Origin of the sequence: Stappia sp. P2PMeth1 (assembly GCF_900185735.1) — a bacterium.
Classification (GTDB): Bacteria; Pseudomonadota; Alphaproteobacteria; order Rhizobiales; family Stappiaceae; genus Stappia.
Genome location: NZ_FYAW01000021.1, coordinates 262101 through 286515, shown reverse-complemented (window position 1 = coordinate 286515; position 24415 = coordinate 262101). Strand labels below are relative to the sequence as shown.

Genomic DNA, 24415 nt, shown 5'->3' with positions numbered 1-24415 from the left:
CTCCCGTCCGGACCAGGGTCGTTTTTCCTGAAAGGGGAATTGGCCGATGCCCGCATTCTACCAGTCCATTCACGGTACGGAGGCTCTGACCTTCGACGACGTCCTGCTGATGCCGGGCCATTCGGAGGTCCTGCCGGCGGAAACGGATCTTCGTACCCGGGTGACGCGGGAGCTGGAGCTCAACCTGCCGATCCTGTCGAGCGCCATGGACACCGTCACCGAGGGGCGGCTTGCCATTGCCATGGCCCAGGCCGGCGGCATCGGCGTGATTCACCGCAATCTGACCATCGATCAGCAGGCCGAGCAGGTCCGCCAGGTCAAGAAATTCGAGTCCGGCATGGTGGTCAACCCGCTGGTGATCGGCCCCGAGGCGACGCTGCAGGAAGCGCTGGACCTGATGCAGCATTTCGGCATTTCCGGCGTGCCGGTGGTCGAGAACGGCGGCTCGGGCGGGCATCATGTCGGCCGGCTGGTCGGCATTCTGACCAACCGCGACGTGCGCTTCGCCTCCGATCCGGCGCAGCGCATCGCCGAGCTGATGACCCGCGAAGGGCTGGTCACAGTGCGCGACAGTGTGAGCCAGGCCGAGGCCAAGCGGCTGCTGCATGCGCATCGCATCGAAAAGCTGCTGGTGGTCGACGACCGCAACCACTGCATCGGTCTGATCACCGTCAAGGACATGGAGAAGGCTCAGCTCAACCCCAACGCTTCCAAGGACGAGCAGGGCCGACTGCGGGTCGCGGCGGCAACCAGCGTCGGGCCGGAGGGTTTCGAGCGGGCCGAGCGGCTGATCGATGCCGGCGTCGACCTTCTGGTCGTCGACACCGCCCATGGTCATTCCGAGCGGGTGCTGGAGATGGTGCGCCGGGTCAAGGCGCAGTCGAATGCCGTGCAGGTCCTTGCCGGCAACGTCGCCACGGGCGACGGCACGCGGGCGCTGATCGACGCCGGTGCCGACGCGGTCAAGGTCGGCATCGGTCCGGGCTCGATCTGCACCACCCGGATCGTCGCCGGCGTTGGGGTGCCGCAGCTCACCGCGATCATGGAGGCCTGCGCGGTTGCCGAGAAGGACGGCGTGCCGATCGTCGCCGACGGCGGCATCAAGTTCTCGGGCGATCTTGCCAAGGCGCTGGCGGCCGGTGCCTCCGCCGCGATGGTCGGCTCGCTGCTGGCGGGCACGGACGAGAGCCCCGGCGAGGTCTACCTGCACCAGGGCCGCTCCTACAAGGCGTATCGCGGTATGGGGTCCGTCGGCGCGATGGCGCGGGGCTCCGCCGACCGCTACTTCCAGGCGGAAGTGCGCGACACCTTGAAGCTGGTGCCGGAAGGCATCGAGGGTCAGGTTCCCTACAAGGGGCCGCTTGCCAGCGTCCTGCACCAGCTCGGCGGCGGCCTGCGCGCGGCCATGGGCTATGTCGGGGCCCGTACCATCGCGGATCTGCAGGACAAGGCGCGCTTCGTGCGGATCTCCGGCGCGGGCCTGCGTGAAAGCCACGCCCACGATGTGACGATCACCCGCGAGAGCCCGAACTACCCCGGCGGCGTCTGAGGACGGCGACGGTCGAGAAGAAATATCAGCCGGCACCGGGCGGAAGAGATCTTCCGCCCGGTGTCGTTTTCCGGACCGGTTTTTCCGGATCGTGCCGGCCGATCACCCGAGAGCGGCGTCCGCAACCTGCGCCTGTGGGCCGCGCCGCCGGCCGCCGCGGCGCGGCGCGCGGGGTTCCCGCGACATCTCCAGAAGGCGATGGGCGCAGGCGACGAGCAACTCGGGCGAGGCTCCGTCAACGTCCTGGGCGGCATAGGAGAAGAACGCTTTCCACGCCCGAATTTCCTTATCCGGGTCGGTAAATGTACTTTCGGTCGGCTGTCTGATGTCGCTTTTCATGGCATCCTCCTCCGATAAACAAGATTTGGCACTCAGTGACGTTATGGAAGCGTTATTTGTATTCTACTCATAAGCACGTATTGGTTGTATGTTTGGTGTGCTCTGTCAATAATATCGAGGCGTCACTACTTAAGGTTGACTTTCAAACAATCCCAGGGTGAAGGCTGCTCGCGAAAACGACATGCCACGCCACCCTGTCGCGGCGGTGCCAGACATTGGCAAGGCGCGGAGGATCGGCTAAAGCAGCCGAAAGGGTGCAGTCCCGGTCAGGCCGGGATCGGCTGGCAGGGTCTTTGGCGTCGTGCCGTCGGGCAGCGGCGCGACGCGGGCGATGTCGCGACCTGCTGGCGCGCATGGACGGATTTCGAGGACACGAAGCATGAAGGACGGAGGCCGCCTGGCTGCGGCAATCGAGATTCTCGGCGATGTCGAGCAGGCGCGCCGGCCGGTGCAGGAGGCGTTGCGCGATTGGGGCCGGCAGCATCGCTTTGCCGGCTCCGGCGACCGGCTGGTCATTGGCAACCTCGTGTTCGATGCGCTGCGCCGGCGGTTGTCGCTGGCTGCGATCATGCAGGACGAGAGCCCGCGCGCGCTGGTGCTGGCCACCTATGCGCGAATCTGGGGCTTCGGCGTCGACGGTCTTGCCGCGGTGCTCGATGGCGACCGTTTCGCGCCCGAGGTGGTGACGCAGGACGAGGCGGCGCGGCTTGCCGCAGAGGCTCCGGTCGAGATGGCGCCGCATGTGGCGGCCGACATTCCCGAGTGGCTGTGGCCGCAGTTCCACGAGGCTTTCGGCGATGCCGCGGTCGAGGAGGGCAGGGCGCTTGCCGCCCGCGCGCCGATCGACCTGCGCGTCAACCTGCTGAAGGGCGACCGCGAGCGCCTGCTGCGCAAGCTCTCTCACCTCTCCTTGCACGCGACGGCGATCTCGCCGGTGGGGCTGCGGATCGAGCCGCCGCTCGGCAAGGAGCGGGCGCCGCACGTTCAGGCGGAAGAGGGCTTCCGCAAGGGCTGGTTCGAGTTGCAGGACGAGGCGAGCCAGGTGGCGGCGCTCGTTGCTGCGTCCGTCGAGCCGGCGCAGGTGCTGGATTATTGCGCCGGCGGCGGTGGCAAGACGCTGGCGCTGGCCGGCGCGATGGGCAACCGCGGGCAGATCTACGCCCATGATGCCAGCAAGCTGCGGCTCGCGCCGATCTTCGAGCGTCTGCAGCGGGCGGGCGCGCGCAATGTCCAGGTGCGAGACCCGGAGGCGGCGACCCTCACCGACCTGGAAGGGCGGATGGATCTCGTTTTCGTCGACGTGCCGTGTTCGGGCACCGGCGTGTGGCGCCGGAGGCCGGATTCCAAGTGGCGCATCACGCCCAACGCGCTGGCCGCGCGCGTGCGCGAGCAGCACGAGGTGCTGTCATCGGCCAGCCGGCATGTGCGCCCGGGCGGCCATCTTCTCTACGCCACATGCTCGCTGCTGCCTTGCGAGAATGGCGAGCAGGTGCGGGGCTTTCTGGCCGAGGTTCCCGGCTTCGAGGCGATCTCGCTGGAGTCGCGCTGGACGGAGCTGTTCGGGGAGGCGGCGCCGCGTCCGCGTTTCGAGGCGCCCGGCTTTGCGACACTCAGCCCGGCGCGCACCGCGACCGATGGCTTCTTCATCGCCTTGCTGCGGCGGCGCGAGGAAGCCTGAGACCGTCGCCGTCCTGCGTCAGATGCCGGACCCTCGTCAGATGCCGGGCCCTCGTCAGATGCCGGGAAAGAGCGGCAGGTTCTCCTGGTCCCGTCGCGTCTCGCCCGGTGGGTCGGTGTCCGTCTGCGCAGCCTCTTGCGCGCCCTGCGGGGCAATGTCCTCGGCTGCGGGTCCCGTCGGCGCGACTGCGGCCGCTGCGTCGTCCTGCTGTCGTTCGGACAGCAGGCGCTCGGCGCGCTCGGCGGCCTCCTGCGCCCGCTCCAGCGCCTGTCGCTCGAGTTGCGGCACCAGCACGTCGAGATCGCGCCAGACCCCTTCCGGCACCCGGTCGCGCTGGCCCGCAGCCATCAGCACGCTGCGCGCCTGCAGCCCGGCGCCGGCGGCCGCGAGCGCGGTACCGAGCGCGTTGCCGGCGGCACGGTTGTCGCCATCCAGCTCCCATGCAGCGCGGGCATTGGACAGGGCGCCGGCCAGGTCGCCTGCCTTGCGGCAGGCATGGCTGAGCTGGATCGGGTGGTCGGGATTGTCGGGTTCGAGCTCCTGCGCGCCGGCAAAGGCCTCGATCGCCTCGCTCCAGCGCTCGCCGGCAAGATGGATCGAGCCGAGCAGCGCCATGATCTCGGCATCCGCCGCCCCGCGCACCACCGCCTGGGTTGCGGCGTCGAGAGCCTCCTCAACGCGGGCCTGGCGGAACAGGGTCCGGGCAAGTCCCTTGAGCGCCGGCACATAGGTCTCGTCGAGGCGCAGGGCCTGGCGGTACTGGGCGATGGCCGCGGCGACATTGCCGAGCGGCGCCTGGGCATCGGCGTCGAGCGTGAGGGCGGCGGCGCTTTCCGGCATCGCCTTGAGCAGGCGGCGGGCATGGGGCGCGGCCTCGGCGTGGCGGCCGGAGCGGATCAGGATGGTGGACAGGCCATAGAGGGCGTTGCGGTTGTCGCGGTCGAAGTCGAGCACGGCGAGAAACGCCTCGCGGGCCTGCTCGTCGCGGCCGAGCAGCAGCAGGGCATTGCCGAGATTGGCGCGGGCGGGGCCGTGCTCGGGCCGGGAGAACACCACCTGGCGCAGCAGCGTCACCGCCTCGTCGAGGTCGCCCTTGCGCATCATCGCGGTGCCGGCGCGGTAGCGGGCCTCGAAATCGTCCGGGTCGCGGGTCATCAGCGCCCGGTAGATGTCGAGCGCACCGTCGAAGTCGCCGGCGGCCTCGCGCGCGGCGGCCGCGATGAGGGCGTCGGAGGCTTCGGGCGGCGAGAGGAATGAGGCCATGGATCGGGTGGGCTCCTGAGCCGCGCTTGTGCTTCCCCGGCTCGGGTCGCGGCGATTCGGCCGCGCCTCCGGAGGGCAGGTCATTGCGGGAGCGTAGGGTGCTTCGCCCGCATGGTCAAAGTTCCCACGCCCGTTCCCGCAGTTATCCGCAGCCGTCCGGCGAGATTGCGGCATTGCGGCAGGCGCAGGGCCGGGAGGACAAGATTCCTGTTCAAAACCTGCGGCGCTTTGGCTATTAGCTGCCCATGACCGACCAGCTCCTCATCATCGATTTCGGCTCGCAGGTAACCCAGCTCATCGCGCGGCGGCTGCGCGAGCTGAACGTCTATTGCGAGATCCATCCCTTCCAGAACGTCACCGACGCCTTCCTGGCCGAGTTCCGGCCAAAGGCGGTGATCTTCTCCGGCGGCCCGGACTCGGTGGTCCGCGAGGGATCGCCGCGCCCGCCGGCCTCCGTCTATCAGCTCGGCGTGCCGATCCTCGGCATCTGCTACGGACAGCAGGTGATGATGCAGGATCTTGGCGGCCAGGTGGAGGGCGGCAAGATCTCCGGCGGCGGCGGCACGGCGGAGTTCGGCCGCGCCTATGTGACACCGACCGAGCAGCGGCTGCCGTTCCTCGACGGCTGGTTCGAGGACGGGCGCGAGCAGGTCTGGATGAGCCATGGCGACCATGTCAGCCGGCTTGCTCCGGGCTTCGAAGTGTTCGGCACCTCGCCCAACGCGCCCTTCGCCATCACCGCCGATCCGGCCCGCCGCTTCTATGCGGTGCAGTTCCACCCGGAGGTGCACCACACGCCGAACGGCCGGCGGCTCTACGAGAACTTCGTCAGGCAGGCCGGTTTCACCGGCGACTGGACGATGGGCGCCTATCGCGAAGAGGCGATCCGCAAGATCCGTGAGCAGGTGGGCGACAAGAAGGTGATCTGCGGCCTGTCCGGCGGCGTCGACAGTTCGGTTGCGGCGGTGCTGATCCACGAGGCGATCGGCGACCAGCTCACCTGCGTCTTCGTCGATCACGGCCTGCTGCGTCTCGGCGAGGCGGAGGAGGTCGTGGCGATGTTCCGCGACCACTACAATATCCGCCTGATCCATGCCGACGAGCAGGAGCTGTTCCTGTCGGCGCTGGAGGGCGTCAGCGACCCGGAAGTGAAGCGCAAGACCATCGGCAAGCTGTTCATCGACGTGTTCCAGAAGCATGCGAACAGCATCGAGGGTGCCGAGTTCCTGGCGCAGGGAACGCTCTATCCGGACGTGATCGAAAGCGTGTCCTTCTCGGGCGGCCCGTCGGTGACGATCAAGAGCCACCACAATGTCGGCGGCCTGCCGGAGAAGATGGGCCTGAAGCTGGTCGAGCCCTTGCGCGAGCTGTTCAAGGACGAGGTGAGGGCGCTCGGGCGCGAGCTCGGCCTGCCGGACAGCTTTATCGGCCGCCATCCGTTCCCCGGCCCCGGCCTTGCGATCCGCTGTCCCGGCGAGATCACGCGGGCCAAGCTCGACATCCTGCGCAAGGCGGATGCGGTCTATATCGACCAGATCCGCCGCCATGGGCTCTATGACGAGATCTGGCAGGCCTTCGTGGCGATCCTGCCGGTGCGCACCGTCGGCGTGATGGGCGACGGGCGGACCTACGACTATGCCTGCGCCCTGCGCGCGGTGACCTCGGTCGACGGCATGACGGCGGATTACTACCCGTTCAGCCACGAGTTCCTCGGCGAGACCGCGACGCGGATCATCAACGAGGTCGAGGGCATCAACCGGGTCACCTACGACATCACCTCGAAGCCGCCGGGCACCATAGAGTGGGAGTGATTTTTGCCCCTCCGGCAGTATCCATTTCTACGCTCCGATACGCCATAACACATTGAAGTGCAGGGTAATTCCAACCAGCCTTCTGTCAGCGCTCAAATCTTCCACAAGTCAAGCTGCCGTGGTCTCAGGGCTAAGAACGGGTGCGCGGGTCGGTGACGCTGCTACGAGCCAGCGAGCTACACGCCTCAAAGGCAGAGCGCTTTTCCTTGGATGCTGCAAAATCCATCTCGAAGAGTGCGCCGCCGCCTGGCGCGGTCCTGTACCGAAGATTTCCCCCATGCGCCTCCATGACCGCGCGCACGACGGAGAGACCGAGCCCGTTTCCTCCAGTTTCCTTCGCACGCTCGGGATCGCCGCGCACGAACGGGTCGAACACCCGGCCGACTAGATCGGTGTCGATGCCTGGTCCTTGGTCGGAGATGGCGAGCACCGCTGTTCCGTTAACCGCCTTCAGGCTGATGGTGATCGTGCCCCGGATGGCGTGGCGCCGCGCATTCGAGATCAGGGCGAGAACCGCCTGACGCACGCGTGTCACATCCGCGTCGACAACGATGTCGTCGAGGTCGAGCGCCAGATCGAAACCGCTTGAAGCCAGATCGGGCGATAGGAGCGCGGCGATTTCCTCGACCTCCTGGGCCAGGCGGGTCGGCACGATACGGAGATCGAGATGGCCGCTATCGGCAAGCGTCACCGTGCGCAGATCCTCGACCAACCGGGCGAGGCCGTCGACCTGAAGGATCAGCCGTCGAAGCGTGGGCTCGTCCGGTTCGAACACCCCGTCGATGATCCCCTGGAGGCGCCCCTTGAGGATGGTCAGCGGTGTACGCAGTTCGTGTGCGATCGTCGCGTTCCACAGCGCCATGTCGGCGGCCATGTCCTGCAGTCGCTGCGCCATCGTGTTGAAGTCGCCGACGAGTGAGGCCGTTTCGCCCAGCGCCTTGTCGCTTGCCGTAGCCCGGGCCGACAGGTCGCCAGCGGCGATCTGGCGAGCGCTGCGGGCCAGCGACTCCAACGGATCGAGGATGCGGCGCGCGAGCCGCAGCGCCACCAAGGCGGCAATCGGAAGGGTGACGAGGACCAACACGGCAAAGATCACGAGGTCAAGTGATGTCAGCCAGCCATCCGCTTCCGGCAATGGATAGACGGCGACGAAAACCGAGTAGATGAGATAGGTGCCGAAGAACACGAGGATGCCAGCCAGGACGGTGATCGCTGACATGGCGATAAGGATCTGACGGCTCAGCCCAGTGCGCGCGTCCATCGTCACGCCGACAATCTGTAGCCGATGCCGCGAACGCCGGGCAGGAGCCCGTGTGCCCCTGCCTGTTCGAGCTTCTTGCGCAGCTTGCTGAGGTGGCTGTCCACCGTCCGGTCCAGGGCGTCCGATCCGGGGAGGCAAGCATCGACAAGCTCGCCGCGCGTAAACACCTTGCCGGGGTTGCGCGCCATATGGGCGAGGATGCGGAACTCGGTCAGGGTCAGCGCCAGCGGCCTGGCCTCGCTGCCCGTCCCGAAGCTCGCCTGATAGCCATCGAGATCGATGGAGAGATCGCCCACGCGCAGAACGCCGCCCGCCGTCGCCAGCCCCGAGCGCCGGAGCACGGCCTTGGCGCGCGCCACAACCTCAATCGGATTGAACGGTTTGACGACGTAATCGTCAGCGCCGATGCGAAGACCTTGAAGGCGGTCGATATCCTTGTCGAGCGCAGTGATCATGATGGCTGGGGTGGTGCCGCGCCGGCGAAGTTCCGCCAGGACTTCCCAGCCGTCGAGACGGGGCATGTTCACATCCAACAGGACGAGATCCGGCTTCAAAGCGAGATGGAGATCGAGGGCGGTGCGGCCGTCGCGGGCGAGCACGGTCCTGAACTCCTCCCGCTGGAGGTAGGCGTCCAGGATAGAAGCGATTTCTTCGTCGTCTTCGGCAATCAGGACAAGGGCGGCCATGGCGTTCTCCTGCTCAAGGGATGCCATCCGTAGCGACTGCCGTCGAGTGCTTTGGCCTCTCGTCCATCAAGTCTCCATAAAACCTCCACACTGCGCAAACGGTCCGGGTTGATATGGGCGTCGTCGCTTCGAGCGATCGATGGTCTTGAAGGATGTCCCGATGATGCGTACCCGCAGGCACTTCACCCGCACAGTTCTCGGCATTGCCTTGCTGGTTCTCGCCGCCTGTTCCGACAACGGGGAGCCGCGAGCGTCTCAGGCTGCAAGTGCGCGGGAACAGGCTGAACCGGCGGTCGCACGCGTGGCGACCTTGACCGTCCAGCCCCGTCGCGTCGTCGTCTACGAGGAGTTGCCGGGACGCGTGTCCGCGCGGCGCACCGCCGAGATACGGCCACAGGTCAGCGGGATCGTCCGCAAGGTGCTTTTCAAGGAGGGCTCCGAGGTCTCTGCCCACCAGCCTCTGTTCGAGATCGATCCCGCGCCATTCGCTGCCGATGTGGAGGCCGCTTCGGCGGTGCTGGCGCGCGCTGAGGCTGACGAGCTCAACGCCTCCCTCAAGCATGATCGTATCAAGGCCTTGGCCGAAAGCCGGACCGCGACCGCCGCCGCCCTGGGAGACGCGAAGGCGGCGCTGGCACAGGCGCGTGCGAGCGTGGCAGAGGCGCGGGCAAACCTGACGCGTCGCCTGCTCGAGCTGGCCCATGCCACCGTGACCAGCCCGATCGCCGGGCGGGTGGGGCAAGCACTCATCACCGAAGGCGGACTCGCTACGGCGGGCGCTACCAACCCAATGGCCGTCGTCCAGCAGTTGGATCACCTCTTCCTGGATGTCCACCAGCCGTCGATGCGCCGTGAGGCACTCGAAGAGGCGCTTGCGAACGGACAGGCAGACGAGGCGGGCGGGCTGCCGGTCGACATTCTCACCATCACGGGCAAGCCCTATGAGTATCAAGGCACCATCCGTTTCTCCGACAGCGCTGTCGATCCGGGAACGGGCAGCATTACGATCCGCGTCGAGGTGCCGAACCCTTATGATCAACTGCTGCCCGGCATGTACCTTCGCGCAAGACTCCCTCGCTCAGTCCATCCCAACGCCCTGACGGTGCCGCAGGAAGCCATCGTGCGTGACAGCTCCGGCCGGCCGCAGTTGACGGTCGTCGGAGCCGACAAGTCGGCATGGCGCCGCAATGTCGAACTGGGTCCGCTGGTCGACCGGCAGTACGTGATCCTGTCAGGCATCAGCGCCGGCGACGAGGTCGTGGTCCGGGGCCAGGATCGCGCGACCGACGGAATGAAGCTCCAGACGGTGGCGCACCAGCCTGTCGTCCGGACGGACACACAGTAGAGACGCCCCATGCCCCAATTCTTCATCGACCGCCCCGTCTTCGCCTGGGTCATCGCCATCTTCATCACGATCGCCGGCATCGTCGCGATCCCGCAACTGCCTGTCTCGCGCTTTCCCGTGATCGCGCCGCCCAGCGTCAGCATCAATGCGAGCTATGTCGGCGCGAGCGCCCAGACCGTCACCGACAGCGTGACGGCGCCGATCGAGCGCGAGCTGTCGGCGGTCAAGAACGTCCTCTATTTCGAATCCTCGGCAGACGCTTCCGGCAACGCCTCCATCACGGTGACCTTCAAGCCGGGGACCGACCCCGAGCTTGCTCAGGTCGACGTGCAGAACCGTCTGAAGTCGGTCGAGCCCCGCCTGCCTGAACAGGTCCGGCGAGCTGGACTGTCGGTTGAAGCCGCATCTTCGGGTTTTCTCATGATCGTCTCGCTGCGGTCGGCCGACGGTGCGGTCGATCCTCTGGCGCTCGACGACTATCTCGCCCGCGAGCTTTCGCCGGAGCTGAAGCGAGTGCCAGGCGTCGGCCGCGTGCAGTCGTTCGGCTCGGAGGCCGCGATGCGTGTCTGGGTGGATCCCGCTCTGCTCACATCCTACTCGCTGTCGATGGCCGAGATCATCCAGGCGATCCAGACGCAGAACATCCAGGTGGCTCCGGGCAGGCTCGGAGAGGAGCCGAGTGTCCCCGGCCAGACGATCAGCGTGCCGCTCAGCGTCAGCGGACAGCTCGAGACGCCGGAGCAGTTCGCAGCGGTGGTGCTGCGGTCGAATCCTGACGGATCGAAGTTGACGCTCGGCGACGTCGCCCACATCGAGGTCGGAGCCCAGTCCTCCGGCTTCTCGATCTTCGACGGCGGCAAGCAGGCGACGGCGGCGGCGGTCCAGCTCGCGCCCGGCGCCAATGCGGTCAGCACGTCCGAGAACGTCCGCGCACGGCTGGCCGAACTGGCACCCTCGATGCCGTCCGGCGTCGCCTATGCAGTCTCCTACGACACTGCCCCCTTCGTGAAGATCTCGATTACCAAGGTCGTCCAGACCTTGGTTGAAGCAATGGTGCTGGTGTTCCTCATCATGCTGCTTTTCCTCCAGAATATCCGCTACACGCTGATCCCGGCGATCGTCGCGCCGATCGCGCTGCTCGGCACCTTCGCGGTGATGTGGATGATCGGCTATTCGATCAACGCGCTGACGATGTTCGGCATGGTGCTGGCCATCGGCATCATCGTCGACGACGCGATCGTCGTGGTGGAGAACGTCGAGCGGCTGATGGCGACCGAGGGCCTTTTGCCGCGGGATGCCACGCGTCGCGCCCTGCGCGAGATCGCGGGCGCCGTCATCGGCATCACGCTGGTGCTGACCGCGGTGTTCCTGCCGATGGGCCTGGCGACGGGCTCTGTCGGCGCGATCTACCGCCAGTTCACAGTCTCGCTGGCGGTCTCGATCCTCTTCTCCGCCTTCCTCGCTCTCAGCCTGACACCTGCGCTCTGCGCCACGATCCTGAAGCCGGTCGCGCCTCATCACGAGCGCAAGGGTTTCTTCGCGTGGTTCAACCGCGGTTTCGAGCGGCTGACGGGCCGCTACACTGCCTGGGTCGGAGCACTGGTGAAACGCGGTATGCGCGTGATGCTGGTCTACGCCGCGATCGTAGGCGCGCTGGCCTTCGGCTACAGTTCGTTGCCGACCGCCTTCGTGCCCGACGAAGACCAGGGCGCATTCATGACGTCCTACACGCTCCCGGCCGACGCGACGGCCGAGCGCACCAAGGCGATCGTGGAAGGCTTCGACCGCCATGTCGCGACGCGTCCCGATATTGCGAACAACCTCTCCGTCATGGGCTTCAGCTTCTCCGGATCTGGACCAAATACCGCCATGTCGTTCACGACGCTGCGCGACTGGAGCGAACGGACGGGCAGCACCGACGCAGAAGTGGCGGCTGCCAGCGCGGCGATGCAGGAAACGACAGAAGGCGAAATCCTCGTGATGAAGCCGCCCACCATCGAGGAACTCGGCACGACGTCCGGCTTCGCGATGCGCCTTGTCGATCGCAGCGGCAACGGGGCGGAGGCGCTGCAGGAAGTTGCCGACGACCTCATCAAGCTGGCGGGAGGCAGCAAGCTCCTGCAGAACGTCCGGGTCGACGGATTGCCGAGCGGTCCGAGCGTCCGCCTCAACATCGACCGCGCGAAGGCCGGGGCGCTCGGCGTCAACTTCTCGATGATCAGCGATACGCTTGCCGCCGCGATGGGCTCGACCTACATCAACGATTTCCCGCGTGCGGGCCGGCTTCAGCAGGTCATCATACAGGCTGAAGCCAAGGACCGCATGCAGGTCGAAGACGTCCTCAAGCTTCACGTGCGCAACGACAAGGGCGGGATGGTTCCGCTGGCTGAAGTTGTCACGCCGGAGTGGTCGGTCAGCCCTCTCCAGCTTAACCGATACAACGGTTATCCCTCGCTGAGCATCTCCGGCGATGCCGCCTCGGGCGTGTCGAGTGGTGCTGCGATGACCGAGATCGAGCACCTCGCATCGAAGTTGCAGGGTGGGTATGGCGTGGAATGGACCGGGCAGTCGTTCCAGGAACGCCAGGCCGGGGCGCAGGCGCCGATCCTCGTCGCCTTCTCCTTCCTGGTGGTGTTCCTGGTTCTGGCAGCGCTCTACGAAAGCTGGGCCATTCCGCTGTCCGTCATGCTGGTCGTGCCGCTGGGCATTCTCGGAGCGGTCATCGCGATGCACCTGCGCGGCATGGAAAACGACGTGTTTTTCAAGGTCGGCCTCATCACGCTGATCGGCCTGTCGGCGAAGAACGCGGTGCTGATCGTGGAGTTCGCGCGAAAGCTGCACGCGGAGGGCAGGAGCCTCGGGGAGGCGGCCATAGCGGCATCGCGCCTCCGCCTGCGGCCGATCGTGATGACCTCGCTTGCCTTCACGCTCGGCATCGTGCCCCTGGTCATCGCCAAGGGGCCGAGTTTCGAGATGCAGAACGCGCTGGGGACGGGCCTCTTCGGCGGCATGATCTCGGCCACGGTCCTTGCCGTGCTCTTCGTGCCTGTCTTCTTCACGCTCATCATGCGATTTGCTGGGCGGAAAACGAAGCAAGGACCTGCCGAAGCGGTCACAACGTGACCAATGGCCAGCCGCATCTCAACATAGATTTCGGAGAATATTGATGAAATCCGCAACCACAACTGGCCAGGTAACCCTCGACATCGCGCGCGAGGACGACCTGCCGCGCTTCCGCAAAGATCTTCAGGACGCCTTCGCGGTCGCGGTCGTGGAAACCTTCGGATCGGTCGACGACGGCCCGATCCCGTCCGACGACGACGTGGCCGCCTCCTTTGCGGCGCCGAACGCCGTCGTTCACCGGATTCTCGAAGACGGCCGCTGGGTCGGCGGCGCCGTGGTGTCGATCGACACCGAAACGCAGCATAACTCGCTCGATTTTTTCTACGTGCGCTCCGATGAACTGGGGCGCGGCATCGGTCGCAAGGCCTGGGCCGCCATCGAGGCGGCATATCCGGATACGCAGGTCTGGATCACCCACACGCCCTACTTCGAGAAGCGCAACATCCACTTCTACGTCAACGTCTGCGGCTTCCACATCGTCGAATACCACCACGCCGGCCACCCGGATCCTCACCGTCCGAGTGAGCCGGGTCTGCCTGGCGACGACGACATGTTCCGCTTCGAGAAGCATATGCGGGGCCTGGTCGCGTAGAGCACAGGATGGCCTCTTGGACGTCCGCCATCCCGGCGATCGGCGATGGCAGGGTGAGCGTTGACTGCGCCAGCTTTGACGGCCTACTCCTCGACGCTGACGGGCAAAGCAAGTTTTTTTGAAATAAAATCAATCTCTTATGGCATTCAAAAATCAGAGTAGGGAGTGCCCAAGCTCACCGACGCGGCTTTTAAGACACTGATACCAAAGGCGAAAGTACAAGGCCGCGGACCGTGGCGGTGCACCTCGCCGATGGGGATGGGGCCGTTCGAAGGCGTTTTCATGAACCTGACTTTTTTGAACCCCTACCGACACGGTGGCTCATACCCCGAAAGTCACTCTCGCACCTGGATGAACGAGGCTGGTTTCCGGGAAGTCTCAAGATCGCGCCTTGCTGATGGCTGCAGTTTGTTTCGCGGGCGCCTTCCGTCCTGATCCGCGCTCCAATACTCTCTGCATGTCGACGGCATTCGTCGCGCAGTAGCAGGTCAGACATGCCCGCGATCATCCAACCGGAAGGTTCCATATGGCTGAGGTCTTGCTGTTCCATCACGCGCAGGGGCTGACCCCGGGTGTGCGCGCTTTCGCCGACGACTTGCGAGCCGGGGGGCACGTCGTTCACACGCCCGATCTGTTCAACGGGCTCACCTTTCAAAGTATCGACGAGGGGCTTGCCTATATCGGGGAGACGGGATTCGATGAAATGCGGGAGCGCGGCGTCAGAGCCGCCGACGGATTGCCTCTCGAACTTGTCTACGCAGGGTTCTCGTTCGGTGTGCTGCCGGCACAGCAGCTTGCGCAGACCCGGCCCGGCGCCCGTGGGGCCTTGCTCTTCCACTCTTGCCTGCCGATAACTGGCGAGTGGGCTTTCGGGCCTTGGCCGGACGGCGTGGCAGCTCAAATCCACGGGATGGACAATGACCCGATGTTCGTCGGCGAGGGCGATATCGACGCCGCCCGCGAGTTGGTGGAGAAAGTCGCGGAGGCGGAACTCTTCCTGTACCCAGGCGATCAGCACTACTTCGCTGACAGCTCGCTTCCGTCGTACGACGCGGATGCGACCGCACTGCTCACCCTCCGAGTGCTTGAGTTCCTGGATCGCCTATGATCCAGGCGCGCGCCTCGCTTGAGCGCAAACCGGCCCAGAACGCCGGGGTGGACGCGTTCAACGGCGGCTTCCGCGACGAATGCCTGAACGAGACGCTGTTCACCACCCTCGGTCAGGTGAGGCCGGGCATCGCCAGGTGGCGTAAGGACTGCAATCGCACCCGGCCACATTCGGCGCTCGGTAACATGACGCCGTACGAACACGCCATCAAATGGAGACCGGGAAACCAGGCCGCATGGGGCCAAAAATCAATCCAAGGGCTCTGCGCTGAGCGGCAGGGACCCCAGGGCCCAGATCACATGGTATTCTCGCCCGAGTATTTTCTTTCTCCAGGGATATCAGATGCTTGTTTCGGAAAAATAGAGTGGCGTGACGTCTTCGGCATCCCGAAGGGCTGTCGCTTGGCCCTTCGGGGACCGGCGGTGCGTTTCGGATCGCGCGGGTCGCCGCGCTAATAGACCGCTTCGTAGGCCGCGCAGATTTCGCCCTGCGTCTTGCCGTCCAGGTAGGCGATCTCACCCTTCTTGTGTTTCACATAGACTTCTGTAAACCCGGCGGGAAACCAGTCGCGAACGACCGGGTTTCCTTCGAACCGCTCCAGGGCGGCCTCGAGCGTCTGCGGGAGCCGAATGAAGCCGCGGTCGGCAAGGGCGTCGGCGTCGAGCAGCGACAGATCCTCCTGCGTTGCCTCCGGTACCGGCAACCGCTCTTCAATGCCCTGGACACCGGCATGCACGATCGCCGCCAGGGCCAGATGCGGGTTGGCCGCCGCATCCGCTGCCCTGAACTCGAAATTGAACTGGGCGGCGCGGGCGATGTCGCTGATGTCGGACACCGGGCAGATGCGCACCGAGGCTTCGCGGTCCCGAAAACCGAGATTGTTGAAGGCAGCGCTCCAGCGGTGCGGCGTCAGCCGGAGATAGGACACGACGCTCGGGGCGGTGATGGCGATGATCGCATCCAGATATTTCAGGATCCCGGCGACGAACATGCCGGCGACGTCGGAGAGCTCGTGCTTGCCCTGCGGATCGTGGGTCACCGGATTGCCCGCATCATCGAGCATGCTCAGGTGAACATGGACGCCGTTTCCGACGCCGGCAGGATCGCGGATCGGGGTGAACGTCGGATCGTAGCCGAGTTCACGCGCCACGAGGCCGACGATTTCGCGTGTGACCAGCGAATGGTCGGCGATCGTCACGCCCTTTTGCGGCCCCATCGTCACCTCGAACTGGCCGGCGCCGAATTCCTTCAGGATCGTGTCCGGGGTCACGCCCGCATCGCGCATGGCGGCGACGACGGCTTCGCAGAAATGACGCTCTTCCTGGAATGCGGCGAGCGTGAAGGCCTTGCCGATCTCCCCGGTCAGTTGCTTGATCTGAAACTCGTGTTCGAAAGCGCCGTACAGCGTCACGCCCGCAACCGTCTTCAACCGCGCGAGCGCGGCCTCGAGGATCGAGCGCGTGCAGAACTCCCAGGGGCGGCCGTCGAGATAGCGGATGTTGCCGAGCACGAAGTTCTCGTTCGGCGCTCCCGCCTCGCTCTCGATGCTGACGCGGGTCGCGGGATCGGGAATGAGCACGAGATCCCCGAGCGAGCCGAACGGGCTGTCGGCGATCGCGTCGAAGCAGGTGATCTGCACGTTGGTCGGCGTCCAGCCGACGCCCCGCTTGAGGCGCTTGTCGAACTGCGACACAGGGAAAGCCTTGCCGCGTACCTTGCCCGAAAGGTCGCCGCAGCAGGCGACCATCATTTCCTCACGTCTCATCGACATCCCCGTTCAGTCTGTCCTGGTCGTATCCGGGCATTGCGAAGCGAATGCCGTCCCAGTCCCTGATGCGTTTTTGTGTGGCTTCCCAGTCGGTCTCGGAGACGCGCACGATCAGTGCCTCGACAAGGGCCAGGGCGGCCGCGGCCGTATCCCAGGCCGTGCCGGCATCGATCGGCAGCGCCACGATGTGATCGGCGTGTCTTGCCGCCGGCGACATCCACTTGTCGGTCACGACGACAATCGTCGCTCCGCGCTGTTCCGCAATGGATTTCGCAAGCCGGGAGAGGCTGATCTGATAGCGGCGGAAGTCGAAGATCAGCACCACGTCCTTCTTGCGCATGCGCAACACATGTTCCGGCCAGAACTCGGGATTGTCGGCCATGTGATAGATGCCGCTGCGAATCTGCCGGAGATGAACGGACAGGAACGAGGCGATGCAGTCGCTCACCCTGCCGCCAAGCAGGAAGATGTTGCGGGTTGGGTCCGCAAGGAGGCTGGCGAGACTGTCGAACTGTGCCTGCGGCACGGTCTCGACCATTTCCTGCATCACGGCCGAGAGGCGCGCCACATACTCCGAAAGAAAATCCGAGTGGCCGACCGGGGTCTGGCTGGACATCAGGTCGACAGGCGAGCTCTGTCCGGCTTTCAGCTCGGCGATCAACTGCCTCTGTAGATCCTGGAACCCGCCGCAGCCGATCTTGCTGACAAATCGCGTGATCGACGGAGCGCTGACGCCGGTCCTGGCGGCAAGCTCCTGAATATTCTCCAGACCAGCGAATGGATAGTCGGCAAGGATGGCGTTGGCGATCTTGCGTTCGCTTGCGGTGAGCTGGCTGGATGCTTCCCGAATTCTTGTGCGGATCGTCGAAGACGAAGTCACATCGCTCATTGGCGAGTTCCCCTTGTTGGAGCGGATATTCCCTTTTTGGAAAAAATTAGTCAAATGGAAAAATGCGATTGACTATGATCGATAAATTTCTTTGATTTGCGGTATCGAAGCCCCGCGTGCCGAGATCGTCCTGGCCGCCTCACGGATACCGTCCTCCATGCTCAGGTTCGCAGATCCCGACATCACTGGACTGCTGCAGTCGGGCGACCCGCATCCGGTGGAATGGGTCAACATCTCCGGCCGATCCGCCATTTTCCTGATCTGCGAACATGCGGGGCGTGCCGTGCCTTCGGCGCTTGGCGATCTCGGCATTGATCCGGAGGAAATGGACCGGCACATCGCCTATGACGTCGGCGCGGAGGGGCTTGCCCGGGGGCTTTCCGAGCGCCTTGACGCGCCTCTCATCCTGCAGCGCTACAGCCGCCTCGTGATCGATTGCAATCGTCCCTACGAGTCCGACGGCTGTGTCGTCAGGCAGAGCGACGGCACCGTGGTGCCCGCCAATGCGGAGGTTGCCGAGATCGACCGGCGCCGCCGCTTCAAGGAAATCCACCGGCCGCTGCATGCCGCGATCGCGGCGGCGCTCGATGATCGGCAAGCCGGCGGCGGCCCGCTGTTTCTCGTCACCGTCCACAGTTTCACTCCGGTCATGCGCGCAACGGGCGCCCGGCGGGATTTCGAACTCGGCCTGCTGTACAATCGCGACGCCCGTCTTGCCGAACGGTTGGCCGACCTGTTCGCGCGCGCCAATCCGCATGTCACGGTCAAGCTCAACGAGCCCTATGTCGTCGACGATCTCTCCGACTACACGATACCCGTTCACGGCGAAAGGCGCGGCATCCCGCACGTGCTGATCGAAACGCGCAACGATCTCATCACCGATGACCGCGGACAGCGGGAGTGGGCGGACCGGCTGGCTGCCTCCCTTCGTCTGGCGGCGCAAAGCCTTGAAGGAAGCGTATGATGGCCGCAGCCCATCCGACCACACGCGATATCCCGCTCGATCCGGCTGCCTCCGCGATCCTCTTTATCGATGTCCAGAACTTCTCGGTCCTGCGGGACGGCGGCGAGTTCAAGGATGTCTCGGACGAGGATATCGCCGGCAAATACGGGTACTATTTCAAGCGCATCCACGAGGTGGCGATCCCGAACATGCAGCGGCTGCTGGCGGGGTTCCGCAGGGCAGGGATCGAGGTTCTGCACACCACGATCGAGAGTCTGACGAAGGATGGCCGCGACCGGAGCCTCGATTACAAGATCACCGGCTTCAACGTGGCGAAGGGATCGCATGACGGCAAGGTGATCGACGAGCTGGCGCCGCTTGAGGACGAAATCGTCTTTCCGAAAAGCTCGTCCAGCGTCTTCGTTTCGACCCATATCGACTATGTGCTGCGCAATCTCGGCGTGAAGCAGATCGTGCTGTGCGGACTGCTCACCGATCAGTGCGTCGAATCCGCCGTTCGTGACGCCTGCGACCTCAACTACCTGGTCACGCTCGTGCCGGACGCCTGCGGCACCTACTCGCAGGAGCGTCACGACTTCTCGCTCAACGCCATCAAAGGCTACTGCCGGCAGATCTCGACCGCCGATCTTCTGAAGGAGATCGGCCAGTAAGCGAAAGGCGGATTGAGGAAAGGACCAAGGAGACACCCGAGAACGCGGCGAATAAGCCCAAGAAGGCAGGCCCGCTTGTCAGTTCGCAGCCGAAAGGCACCTTCCAGAAAAGAGGAACAACCATGATGAAGACGTCCAGAATTCTGATGGCAGCCGCCGGCGTGGCGCTGGCCGGCTCCGCGGCGCTCGCCGATGAGGGCAAGATCGTGATCGGCGGCGCCTTGTCGATGACCGGCATTCAGGCTCCGCTCGACACGCCCGGCTACTACGGCGCCCAGGTGGCGGTGAAATACCTCAACGACAATGGCGGCGTGCTCGGCAAGCAGATCGAGTTCATCAATATCGACGGCAAGTCCGATCCGGTCACGGTCGGCAATGTCGCGGTCGAACTGATCGACAAGGGCGCGGCGGTCATCGTTGCGCCCTGCGATTTCGATTTCGGTTCGCCCGCCAGCCGCGAAGCCCAGGCCGCCGGCCTCGTCGGCATCTCGACCTGCGCGTCCGATCCGCTCTATTCGTCGTGGTCGCTGGGCGACAAGCAGTTCACGCTCTCCATGTGGAACACCACGATGGGGGCGGCGGCGGCCGATTTCGCGATCAAGGAGAAGGGCTGGAAGACGGCCTATGTCGTCACCGATCAGTTCATCGCCTATACCAAGTCGCTCTCCAAGTATTTCGTCGAGCAGTTCAAGGCGAATGGCGGCGAGATCCTGCTGGAAGACACCTATACCAACGGCGACAACAATTTCTCGGCGCAGCTTGCGCGTCTGCAGGCGCTCGGAACGAAGCCCGACGTCATCTTCGTCTCGTCCTATGGTCAGGACATCGGCATCATCATTCGCGCTCTGCGTGAAGTCGGCTACGACGCGCCCGTGCTGGGCGGCGACGCCTATGACGATCCGGCGATGCACGAGGCGCTCGGCGAGAAGTTCGGCAACGACGTCTTCTTCGTCACGCATACCTGGATGGGCCCCGAGGCGCATCCCGACATGGCGGAATTCATCGAGCTCTACACCGCCATGCATGGTTCGGCACCCGACACGTCCTTCGTCTCCACGGGCTGGGACACGATCATGCTGATCGCCGAGGGCATCAAGGCCGCCGGAACCACCGAGGGCGCGGCGCTCGCCAAGGCTCTCGAGGACGGCCAGTTCAAGCTTCTGACCGGCGATCTCGACTACGGCACCGCCGAGGAGGGGCACGTTCCGAACAAGGCCGCGGCGATGATCGAATTGAAGGGCGGCACGCCGAGCTTCGTCGGCTGGCGCAAGCCTGACTCGCTTCCCAAGCCCTGATTGCACTTTTGGGCCGGCTGACGGGCCGGCCCATCTTCGTTTGGAAAAGCCATGTCAGAATCGCGCCTCGCGCTGAACGACGTGTCGGTGGAGTTCGCCGGCCTGCGCGCCCTCGACCACGTGTCTCTCGCCGTTTCGACCAGTGAGATCGTCGGACTTATCGGGCCGAACGGGTCCGGCAAGACCACGCTGATCAATGCCATCACCGGCCATGTGAAGCTGGCCGCCGGCCGTGTCAGCATCGGCGATACGACCATTTCAGGCCTCTCGCCGCGCGAGATCGCCCTTCAGGGCGTCAGCCGTTCCTTCCAGATCGTCCGGCTTTTCAACGCGATGACGGTGTTCGAAAATGTCGAAGCCGCAGCGTTGGCCAAGGGGACGCCGCGTGACGAGGCGCGGGAGCGGACCAGGACCCTGCTCGGCGAATTCGGCCTCGGCGAGAAGGCCGACGAACTCGGCGAGAGCCTGAGCTATGGCGACAAGCGCCGGGTGGAAATCGCGCGAGCGCTTGCTGCCGAACCGCGCTTCCTGCTGCTCGACGAGCCGGCCGCGGGAATGAACGATGCCGAGACCGAAACGCTGCTTCACACCCTTGCCGAGCTTCCGAAAAGCCGGGGGCTCGGTCTCATCATCATCGATCACGACATGAGCCTGATCATGCGGCTGTGTCACCGGCTGCATGTGCTGGCGTCCGGCCGGACCATCGCGGAAGGCGATGCCGCCCATGTCCGCAGCCATCCGGCGGTTATCGAAGCCTATCTCGGCAAGGGGGCGACCCATGCTTGATGTCCGGGACCTCTCCGTGGACTACGGCTCGATCCGGGCGGTTCGCGGCATCAGCTTCCATCTCGCAAAGGGCGAGTTGGTGAGCTTGCTCGGGGCCAATGGCGCCGGCAAGTCCACCACGCTCAAATGTATCGCCGGCGCGTTGAAGGCCTCCGGCGGCTCCATCACGCTGGGCGGGGTCGCGATCACCGCCAGCAGCCCCGAGCAGGTCGTGCGTGCCGGCCTTGCGACCGTGCCGGAGACCCGCGACGTCTTCCCCGATCTGACGGTCGCGGAAAACCTGATGCTCGGCGCCTATATCCATCGCCGGGACCGCGCCGGCAATCGCGACAATCTCGAACGGGTCCACACGCTCTTTCCGCGTCTTGCGGAGCGCAAGCATCAGGCGGCCGGGACGCTTTCGGGCGGCGAGCAGCAGATGCTGGTCATCGCCCGCGCCCTGATGTCGCGTCCCACCGTGCTGCTGCTCGACGAGCCCTCCCTCGGTCTGGCGCCGGCGATCGTCGACCGGATCTTCGAGATGATCGACACGCTGAAGCGGACGGGCCTCACCATCTTCCTGGTCGAGCAGAACGTGAACCAGGCGCTGGCCCTTGCCGACCGCGCCTATGTTCTGCGGCTCGGAAAAATCGTCGCTTCCGGAACCGCCGACGAGATCAGGTCGACCACCGATCTCAGCGCACATTATCTGGGAGGCTGAGCATGGCGTTCACCATCCAATTCGTCATCGACGTGCTGAGCCTTGGCGGTGCCTATGCGCTGATGGCCCTCGGCCTCGTCATCATCTACGGCATCCTGCGCCTCGTGAACTTCGCTTACGGCGAACTGATCATGGTCGCGGGCTACACGCTGTACCTGACCGGCGGCTCCGGCTTGCCCTGGATTGTCATGGCGGTCCTTGCCCTGGCCATGGCGGTCGTCTTCGGCATCTTCACGGATTATGCCGCGTTCCGCCCCGTGCGCGCCAAATCCGTGACGGCGGTGCTGATCACCTCCTTCGCGTTCTCCAACCTGTTGCAGAACGCGGCGCTTCTGTTCATCTCGCCGCGTCCCCGCTATGTGCCGTTGCCGGAGATTTTCTCGCAAACGGTGGTGATCGCGGGTGCCATCACGCCGGTCCGCAACCTGCTGACGATCGCCGCGTCGATCGTGCTGCTGGCGGCCGTCGCCTTCCTGATGCGGAAGACGACGCTCGGCATCGCGATGCGTGCGGCGGCGAGCAACTTCACCATGGCGCGCATGCTGGGCGTTCCGGCGAACCTCATCATCTCGCTGGCCTTCGCCCTGTCGGGCTTTCTCGCCGGAGTGGTCGGCATCCTGTGGATCGGCCGCATTGGCACGGTCGTGCCGGGGATCGGCCTCGAACCCTTGCTCGTCGCCTTCATTGCCACGGTCATCGGCGGCATGCGCAGCCTGCCGGGGGCGGTCATCGGCGGCTTCCTGCTGGCGTTCATCGACACCACGCTCAACTACACCCTGTCGCAGGATCTCCTGAAGTTCCGCGACGCCTTCACCTTCGGACTCGTGATCCTGATCCTGCTTTGGCGTCCCGATGGCCTCATCAAGGGCCCGGCGAGCGGGCAGCGGACCTGAGGAGCGCTGCCTTGAAACCCTCCCATCTCACCGCCCTCGTCCTGCTTGCCGTCATCGTGATCATCGGTGTCGGCAGCCACCTCATCGGCATCCGCCTCTATGACCGCATTGCCACGAACCTGATGATCTCGCTGGTGCTTGTGGTGGGTCTGCAGACCTTCATGGGCAATTCGGGCCTCCTGTCCTTCGCCCATATCGGCTTCATGGGCCTTGGTGCCTACACATCGGCGGTTCTCACCATTCCCTCGCAGATGAAGGGGATGGCGCTGCCCGACCTCTACCCGTTCCTGACGGCCGTCGAGGTCTCGCCGCTTCTCGCGATGGTCGCCGGCGGCCTGGTCGCGGCGGCAGTGGCGGCGGCGATCGCCTATCCGCTGATGCGCCTGTCCGATGCGGCAGCCGTCATCACGTCCTTCGCGCTGCTGGTCGTGCTCTACACGGTGATGAACAACTGGAGCGCCCTGACGAACGGTCCGCGCACGCTCTTCGGCCTGCCACGGACGACGGACCTTCCCACGGCGGCGAGCGTGGCGGTGCTGGCGGTGATCGCCGCGCTGGTCTTCAAGGAGTCCCGCACCGGCAAGCTGTTGCGCGCCTCTCGCGAGGATGAGGTCGCCGCCGCCGCGCTTGGCGCCAACATTCCCGCATTGCGGTGGCGCGCCTTCATCCTTGCCGCGTTCCTCGCCGGCGTCGGCGGCTCGCTCTGGGGGCACTTCATCACGTCGTTCTCGCCCAAGGCCTTCTACCTCAAGGAGACCTTCCTGATCGTCACCATGCTGGTCGTCGGCGGCGCCAACACCGTAACCGGCGCGGTTGTCGGAACCGTGCTGATAACCGTGGCCTATGAAGGCTTGCGCGGAACCGAAAGCATGCTCAACGCCACGTCGTTCGGCGCCGGACAGGTCATCGGCCTGACGGAAATCGTGCTGGCGCTCGCCATGATCGCGGTGATGATCCTCAAGCCCGGCGGCATTTTCCCAAGTCGCGAGATCGGCGACATCCTCGCCCGCCTCCGCGCCAGGAAGGAGACACGTTCATGACCTGGAAGACCGATTATCGCTCCTTCTACTATGCCAATGCCGAGGAGCCGGAGGATATCGTCCTTGACCCGGAAACCACGGCGTTGCTGGTCATCGACATCCAGAACACCTATCTCGCGCCCAAGGACACGCCCGAGGAAACCGCCCGCTGGCAGCCCTTTTATGATCGCATGCGCCAGACCGTCATCCCGAACACCGCGCGCTTGATCGAGGACTGCCGCAAGCGCAAGGTCGAGGTGATCTTCGCCCGCATCGCCTGCCTGAAACCCGACGGCCGCGACCGCTCGCTGAGCCAGAAGAAGCCGGGCTTCAACTACCTGCTGTTGCCGAAGGACCTGCCCGAGGGGCAGATCGTCGACGAGCTTGCGCCGAGGGCGGACGAGATCGTCATCACCAAGACGACCGACAGCGCCCTGACCGGAACCAACCTGCGCCTGATCCTTCACAACATGGGGATCAAGGACGTCATCTGTTGCGGCATCTTCACCGACCAGTGCGTGTCGTCCACCGTGCGCAGCCTGGCGGACGAGAGCTTCGGGGTGATCGTCGTCGATGATTGCGCCGCCGCCGCGACGGACGAGCTGCACAGGCGCGAGCTCGAGATCATCAACATGATCTACTGCCACGTCGCGCAGCTCGACGAGGTCGTGACCTTCTTCAAGTGAAAGGGCGCGC

General features: G+C 65.1%; 22 protein-coding genes. 16 read left to right on the top strand and 6 right to left on the bottom strand.

From position 1 onward, the window contains the following. The first annotated feature begins 46 nt into the window (after positions 1–46). Entirely contained in the window at positions 47–1549 is a 1503-nt protein-coding gene (gene guaB / locus P2PM1_RS15120; protein WP_186394389.1) for an IMP dehydrogenase, read from the top strand. Between the two features lie 102 nt (positions 1550–1651). Here guaB and P2PM1_RS15115 read toward each other — a convergent pair whose 3' ends face one another. After that, the gene (locus P2PM1_RS15115) at positions 1652–1888 is read right to left on the bottom strand and encodes a hypothetical protein (RefSeq protein WP_186394390.1); all 237 of its coding nucleotides are present in this window, start codon (positions 1886–1888) and stop codon (positions 1652–1654) included. Positions 1889–2267: 379 nt separating this feature from the next. Between P2PM1_RS15115 and P2PM1_RS15110 the strand changes: the two genes are divergently transcribed. Next, positions 2268–3566, top strand: coding sequence for an RsmB/NOP family class I SAM-dependent RNA methyltransferase (locus P2PM1_RS15110; protein WP_186399615.1), 1299 nt, complete (start codon positions 2268–2270; stop codon positions 3564–3566). A 54-nt stretch (positions 3567–3620) separates the two neighbouring features. Here the strand turns inward: P2PM1_RS15110 and P2PM1_RS15105 are convergent, their stop codons facing one another. Further along, on the bottom strand, positions 3621–4829 hold the full coding sequence (locus P2PM1_RS15105; RefSeq protein ID WP_186389182.1) for a lipopolysaccharide assembly protein LapB: 1209 nt from the start codon (positions 4827–4829) through the stop codon (positions 3621–3623). 245 nt (positions 4830–5074) lie between these two features. Here P2PM1_RS15105 and guaA point away from each other — a divergent pair, with 245 nt between their 5' ends. Then, on the top strand, positions 5075–6640 hold the full coding sequence (guaA, locus tag P2PM1_RS15100) for a glutamine-hydrolyzing GMP synthase (protein ID WP_208985287.1): 1566 nt from the start codon (positions 5075–5077) through the stop codon (positions 6638–6640). A gap of 130 nt (positions 6641–6770) precedes the next feature. Here the strand turns inward: guaA and P2PM1_RS15095 are convergent, their stop codons facing one another. Both P2PM1_RS15095 and P2PM1_RS15090 read right to left on the bottom strand, forming a co-directional pair. Continuing rightward, positions 6771–7901, bottom strand: coding sequence for an ATP-binding protein (locus P2PM1_RS15095; protein ID WP_186399691.1), 1131 nt, complete (start codon positions 7899–7901; stop codon positions 6771–6773). A gap of 2 nt (positions 7902–7903) precedes the next feature. Then, entirely contained in the window at positions 7904–8587 is a 684-nt protein-coding gene (locus tag P2PM1_RS15090) for a response regulator (protein ID WP_186389146.1), read from the bottom strand. A 160-nt stretch (positions 8588–8747) separates the two neighbouring features. On the opposite strand from P2PM1_RS15090, the gene P2PM1_RS15085 reads away from it, so the two are divergent. The 5 genes from P2PM1_RS15085 to P2PM1_RS25705 all read left to right on the top strand — a co-directional run bounded on the left by P2PM1_RS15085 (position 8748) and on the right by P2PM1_RS25705 (position 15210). After that, positions 8748–9932 carry an efflux RND transporter periplasmic adaptor subunit gene (locus P2PM1_RS15085; protein ID WP_186399614.1) on the top strand — a complete coding sequence of 395 codons (1185 nt, stop codon included), beginning with the start codon at positions 8748–8750 and terminating at the stop codon, positions 9930–9932. Between the two features lie 9 nt (positions 9933–9941). Further along, positions 9942–13055, top strand: coding sequence for a multidrug efflux RND transporter permease subunit (locus tag P2PM1_RS15080; RefSeq protein ID WP_186399613.1), 3114 nt, complete (start codon positions 9942–9944; stop codon positions 13053–13055). Positions 13056–13098: 43 nt separating this feature from the next. Continuing rightward, positions 13099–13647, top strand: coding sequence for a GNAT family N-acetyltransferase (locus tag P2PM1_RS15075; protein ID WP_186389143.1), 549 nt, complete (start codon positions 13099–13101; stop codon positions 13645–13647). 526 nt (positions 13648–14173) lie between these two features. Then, a complete protein-coding gene (locus tag P2PM1_RS15070) occupies positions 14174–14755 on the top strand; it encodes a dienelactone hydrolase family protein (RefSeq protein WP_186389141.1) in 582 nt (193 codons plus the stop codon). Further along, positions 14752–15210, top strand: a complete 459-nt coding sequence (locus tag P2PM1_RS25705; protein ID WP_186399612.1) for an integrase core domain-containing protein — start codon at positions 14752–14754, stop codon at positions 15208–15210. Before P2PM1_RS15070 ends, P2PM1_RS25705 begins: the two co-directional genes overlap by 4 nt. Here the strand turns inward: P2PM1_RS25705 and P2PM1_RS15060 are convergent. Together P2PM1_RS15060 and P2PM1_RS15055 are read right to left on the bottom strand one after the other, a co-directional pair. Then, entirely contained in the window at positions 15207–16520 is a 1314-nt protein-coding gene (locus P2PM1_RS15060; RefSeq protein WP_244301531.1) for a glutamine synthetase family protein, read from the bottom strand. The two genes, P2PM1_RS25705 and P2PM1_RS15060, sit on opposite strands and share 4 nt — an antisense overlap. Next, the gene (locus tag P2PM1_RS15055; RefSeq protein WP_186389195.1) at positions 16510–17412 is read right to left on the bottom strand and encodes a MurR/RpiR family transcriptional regulator; all 903 of its coding nucleotides are present in this window, start codon (positions 17410–17412) and stop codon (positions 16510–16512) included. Before P2PM1_RS15055 ends, P2PM1_RS15060 begins: the two co-directional genes overlap by 11 nt. A 157-nt stretch (positions 17413–17569) precedes the next feature. Here P2PM1_RS15055 and P2PM1_RS15050 point away from each other — a divergent pair, with 157 nt between their 5' ends. The 8 genes from P2PM1_RS15050 to P2PM1_RS15015 all read left to right on the top strand — a co-directional run bounded on the left by P2PM1_RS15050 (position 17570) and on the right by P2PM1_RS15015 (position 24405). Then, positions 17570–18376: an N-formylglutamate amidohydrolase gene (locus tag P2PM1_RS15050; RefSeq protein WP_186399611.1), complete on the top strand. Its 807-nt coding sequence runs from the start codon at positions 17570–17572 to the stop codon at positions 18374–18376. Further along, the gene (locus P2PM1_RS15045) at positions 18376–19026 is read left to right on the top strand and encodes an isochorismatase family cysteine hydrolase (protein WP_186389138.1); all 651 of its coding nucleotides are present in this window, start codon (positions 18376–18378) and stop codon (positions 19024–19026) included. Before P2PM1_RS15050 ends, P2PM1_RS15045 begins: the two co-directional genes overlap by 1 nt. Positions 19027–19148: 122 nt before the next feature. Continuing rightward, positions 19149–20321, top strand: coding sequence for an ABC transporter substrate-binding protein (locus P2PM1_RS15040; protein WP_186399610.1), 1173 nt, complete (start codon positions 19149–19151; stop codon positions 20319–20321). Positions 20322–20372: 51 nt separating this feature from the next. Further along, the gene (locus P2PM1_RS15035) at positions 20373–21107 is read left to right on the top strand and encodes an ABC transporter ATP-binding protein (RefSeq protein ID WP_186399609.1); all 735 of its coding nucleotides are present in this window, start codon (positions 20373–20375) and stop codon (positions 21105–21107) included. Further along, a complete protein-coding gene (locus P2PM1_RS15030; RefSeq protein WP_186389135.1) occupies positions 21100–21807 on the top strand; it encodes an ABC transporter ATP-binding protein in 708 nt (235 codons plus the stop codon). The genes P2PM1_RS15035 and P2PM1_RS15030 overlap by 8 nt, the downstream gene beginning before the upstream one ends. Before the next feature lie 2 nt (positions 21808–21809). After that, a complete protein-coding gene (locus tag P2PM1_RS15025; RefSeq protein WP_186389134.1) occupies positions 21810–22700 on the top strand; it encodes a branched-chain amino acid ABC transporter permease in 891 nt (296 codons plus the stop codon). An 11-nt stretch (positions 22701–22711) separates the two neighbouring features. After that, a complete protein-coding gene (locus P2PM1_RS15020) occupies positions 22712–23740 on the top strand; it encodes a branched-chain amino acid ABC transporter permease (protein WP_186389133.1) in 1029 nt (342 codons plus the stop codon). Then, the gene (locus P2PM1_RS15015; RefSeq protein WP_186389132.1) at positions 23737–24405 is read left to right on the top strand and encodes a cysteine hydrolase family protein; all 669 of its coding nucleotides are present in this window, start codon (positions 23737–23739) and stop codon (positions 24403–24405) included. Before P2PM1_RS15020 ends, P2PM1_RS15015 begins: the two co-directional genes overlap by 4 nt. Positions 24406–24415 lie beyond the last annotated feature (10 nt).